Genomic DNA, 3,516 nt, shown 5'->3' on the forward strand with positions numbered 1-3,516 from the left:
ATCATCGTGCTGTCCGAGGGCCGCCTGCTGAACCTGGGCAACGCCACCGGCCACCCGTCGTTCGTGATGTCCAACTCGTTCGCGGACCAGACGCTGGCCCAGATCGAGCTGTTCACGAAGCCGTCGGAGTACCCGACCGACGTGTACGTGCTGCCCAAGCACCTCGACGAGAAGGTCGCCCGGCTCCACCTGGACTCGCTCGGCGTCAAGCTGACGACGCTCCGCCCGGAGCAGGCCTCGTACATCGGTGTCGAGGTCGAGGGCCCGTACAAGCCGGACCACTACCGCTACTGAGCACCCTCGCCGGCGGCAGCACCGCGCCGGAGTCGACTGCCAGGACAGGCCCCCGCACCCCCGTGCCGGGGGCCTGTCCCGTACCTGCCGCACCGCTGGCTACGGTGGGCACGTCCTTCGACGCCGCCACGAACCGTCCGACCCGCACCCGGACCGGTGACGGCGGCCGTCACCAGGCCAGACAGAGGACCCCACGAAGCCCATGCCCCGCGGCCGCTATTCGCTCCACGATCCGCACGATCACACCCCCCTCGGCGAAGAACACTTCCACTGCGCGCCCGGCCCGTCCGGCTGGCGCTACGTCGCTCAACGCACCACCCCCTCCGGCGACCACGCCGGCTCGATCGACCTCGCCCTGGACGAACTCGGCCGCCCCATCCGCCTCGAACTCACCGCGTCCTGCTGGCAGGTCCGCGGCGCCGCTCTCGACGGCGTCACCTGGGTACGCACCGACCCCACCGGCACGCACGCCACCGAAGGAAACGCTCCCGCGCACGCGTTCACGGGTACGTCCCCCGCGTTCCTCATCGCCACGACGCGTCTGCTGAACCTCACCCCCGCCTCCCCCGTGACCCGTGTCCGCCTTGTCGCCCTCACCGATCCGGTCCTGGCCCCGCGCACCGTGGACCAGTCCTGGACCTTGCTGAACAGCGAAGCACACGCCACTGACAACGGACCCCTGACCGTGGACGCGTACCAGGTCACAGCCCTGGACACCGGCGAGCAGGCCACCGTTCACGTCAGCGGCGACGTGGTCCTCTCGGCCCCCGGCGTCGAGCTGGAAGACCTCGAGACACCGCCCTCGGTGTTCACCTGAGACCTGACGCCGGGCGCCTCAGGCCGGGGGAGCGAACCCGGTGGCCGGCGGCTCGGCCCCACCGTCCCGGTCGCCGGGAGCAGAAGTGGGAGCGGGTGGCTTGCTGAACGCGTCCGGCGCGGGAGCGACGGGCGCCGCGGGCGGGGTGTACGGAGCGGGGTAGGACGGAGCCGCGTAGGCCGGAGCGCCCGCGGGGGAGTATCCCGCCGGACCCACGGGCCCCCCGGCGTGCTGCGACGCACCGAAGGCCCGCTGAGCCTCCCGCGACTGCCGCTCGTGCACCACGGCGGCCAGGAACGCGGCGGGCGGCACGTCCGTCGGCACCGGAGCGCCGGTGTGCGCGGCGACATCGGCCGCGAGCCGCGCGGCCATGCCCTGCCCCACCTGCGGGTCGAGCTGCCCCATCCGCGTCAGGTACTGCCGCACCGCGAGCCACAGCCCCTCGGGCACGGCCGACAGGTCGAGCTGCGCGAACCGCCCCACGAGCCACGGCGGCGGCGCCGGTACGAACGCGGCCTGCCCGGTGGGCACCCGCTCCCGCACGACGAGCGTCCCGGCGACGACGTCGCCGACCCGACGCCCGCGCGCGGACACCAGGGAGGCGATACAGGCCACGACTCCGAAAGTCATCAGGATCTCGACCACGCCGACGGCCCCCCGCACCAGCGCGTGCCGGAAGCGGATCGGCCCACCGTCGTCCCGCACGACCCGCAGCCCGCACGCGAGCTTGCCCAGCGACCGACCCCGGCTCAGCGTCTCCACCGCGATCGGAACCCCGACCAGGACCAGCAGGAACGTGGTCACGGCCACCGCGGCCGCGGCGGCGTCGTCCAGCGAGGCCGTGGCCGCCACGATCGCCATCGTCACGGCGATGTAGACCGCGAAGGCCACGGCGAGATCGATGAGCACGGCGAGTGCCCGGCTCGGCAGTTTCGCGGGCCGCAGCTCCAGAGCCACCGCCTCGCCCGTCACCAGCTCACTCACACCGGCCACCCACCCTTCCCTGACCTGCCCTAGGAACCGCCAGTCTGCCAAGCTGAGGGCACATCGCGCCGCACAGGTGCCGGAAAGCGAGGAGCAGCAGACCGGATGGACCTCGACGTCTTCGTGTCCGCCCACCGTGCAGAGTGGGACCGACTGGACGCCCTGCTGCGCCGACGCCGCCGCCTGACCGGCACGGAGGCGGACGAACTGGTCACGCTCTACCAGCGCACGGCCACTCATCTCTCCCTGATCCAGTCCAGCGCACCGGATCCTCGGACCGTCGGACGCCTCACTCAACTCGTGGCACGCGCGCGTAGCGCCGTGACAGGAACTCGCCGCGCTTCATGGCGCGACGTGACCGACTTCTTGACGCGCGGTTTCCCGGCAGCGGTCTATCGAGCCCGCCACTGGTGGGTGCCCACGGCGCTCATCTCCACGGCGATAGCCGCCCTGATCGGCTGGTGGATCGGCACCCACCCCGACGTCCAGGCCTCCATAGCCGCCCCCGCGGAGCTCCGCGAGATGACCCGCCCCGGCGGCCAGTACGAGACGTACTACTCGAGCCACCCGGCGGCCTCCTTCGCGGCCCAGGTCTGGACGAACAACGCCCAGGCGGCCGCGATGTGCCTGGTCCTGGGCGTCTTCCTGGGCCTGCCGGTCCTCTGGATCCTCTTCCAGAACATGCTCAACGTCGGTGTGGGCATCGGCCTCATGACCTCAGCGGGCCGCCTCGACACCTTCCTCGGCCTGATCCTCCCGCACGGCCTCCTCGAACTGACCGCGGTCTTCGTCGCCGCCGGCACCGGCCTCCGTCTCGGCTGGACGGTCATCGACCCGGGCCCGCGCACCCGCCGCACTGCCCTCGCGGAAGAGGGCCGAGCGGCCCTGGGCATGGCCATCGGCCTGGCCCTCGTCCTCTTCATCTCGGGCGCCATCGAAGGCTTCGTCACCCCCTCGGGCCTCCCGACCTGGGCCCGCATCGGTATCGGCATCGCCGCCGAAATCGCCTTCCTCACATACGTCTACGTCCTTGGTGGCCGCGCCACCCGAGAGGGCGAGACCGGCGATGTCGCCGAGTCCGAACGCAGTGCGCTGCTGCCGACAGCGGCTTGATGTGCACCCGGCCTCTCTGACCTGCTAGTCTCCTCTTCGCCCCGGAAAGACCGTTGACACGGACTGGACGGGGAGGTAGATTCGAACAGTTGCCCCGAACTCGACAGGTTCACTTGCAACGGTTAGCATCTATCGCGCTTCACGAAAAACTTTCTTTCGAGAAGCTCTCTGACTAATTCAGAAAGCAACAGCCGGTCAGACCGGCCAAAAACTTCTGATAAAGTCGGATCAGCCGAAAGGCAAAGGCCCTCCAACGGCCACCGGAAACAAAATCCGAAACCGGAAACGGAACGGAAAAAGGATCTGGT

At 70.4% G+C, this 3,516-nt stretch carries 4 protein-coding genes; 3 read left to right on the forward strand and 1 reads right to left on the reverse strand.

The genetic code is table 11. The features are described from left to right. Together K377_RS40660 and K377_RS40665 are read left to right on the forward strand one after the other, a co-directional pair. Positions 1-294, forward strand: a 294-nt coding sequence (locus K377_RS40660) for an adenosylhomocysteinase (RefSeq protein ID WP_181512776.1), incomplete at its 5' end; no start/stop codon positions are given. A gap of 202 nt (positions 295-496) precedes the next feature. Then, positions 497-1,111 (forward strand): hypothetical protein, encoded by a 615-nt coding sequence (locus tag K377_RS40665; protein WP_111668667.1) that lies wholly within the window; start codon positions 497-499, stop codon positions 1,109-1,111. An 18-nt stretch (positions 1,112-1,129) separates the two neighbouring features. Here the strand turns inward: K377_RS40665 and K377_RS40670 are convergent, their stop codons facing one another. Further along, positions 1,130-2,095, reverse strand: coding sequence for an RDD family protein (locus tag K377_RS40670; protein ID WP_111668669.1), 966 nt, complete (start codon positions 2,093-2,095; stop codon positions 1,130-1,132). A gap of 105 nt (positions 2,096-2,200) precedes the next feature. Between K377_RS40670 and K377_RS40675 the strand changes: the two genes are divergently transcribed. Further along, positions 2,201-3,208, forward strand: a complete 1,008-nt coding sequence (locus K377_RS40675) for a stage II sporulation protein M (RefSeq protein WP_111668668.1) — start codon at positions 2,201-2,203, stop codon at positions 3,206-3,208. Positions 3,209-3,516: the final 308 nt, after the last annotated feature.

The sequence above is a fragment of the Streptomyces sp. PsTaAH-137 genome (assembly GCF_003259365.1).
Lineage (GTDB): Bacteria > Actinomycetota > Actinomycetes > Streptomycetales > Streptomycetaceae > Streptomyces.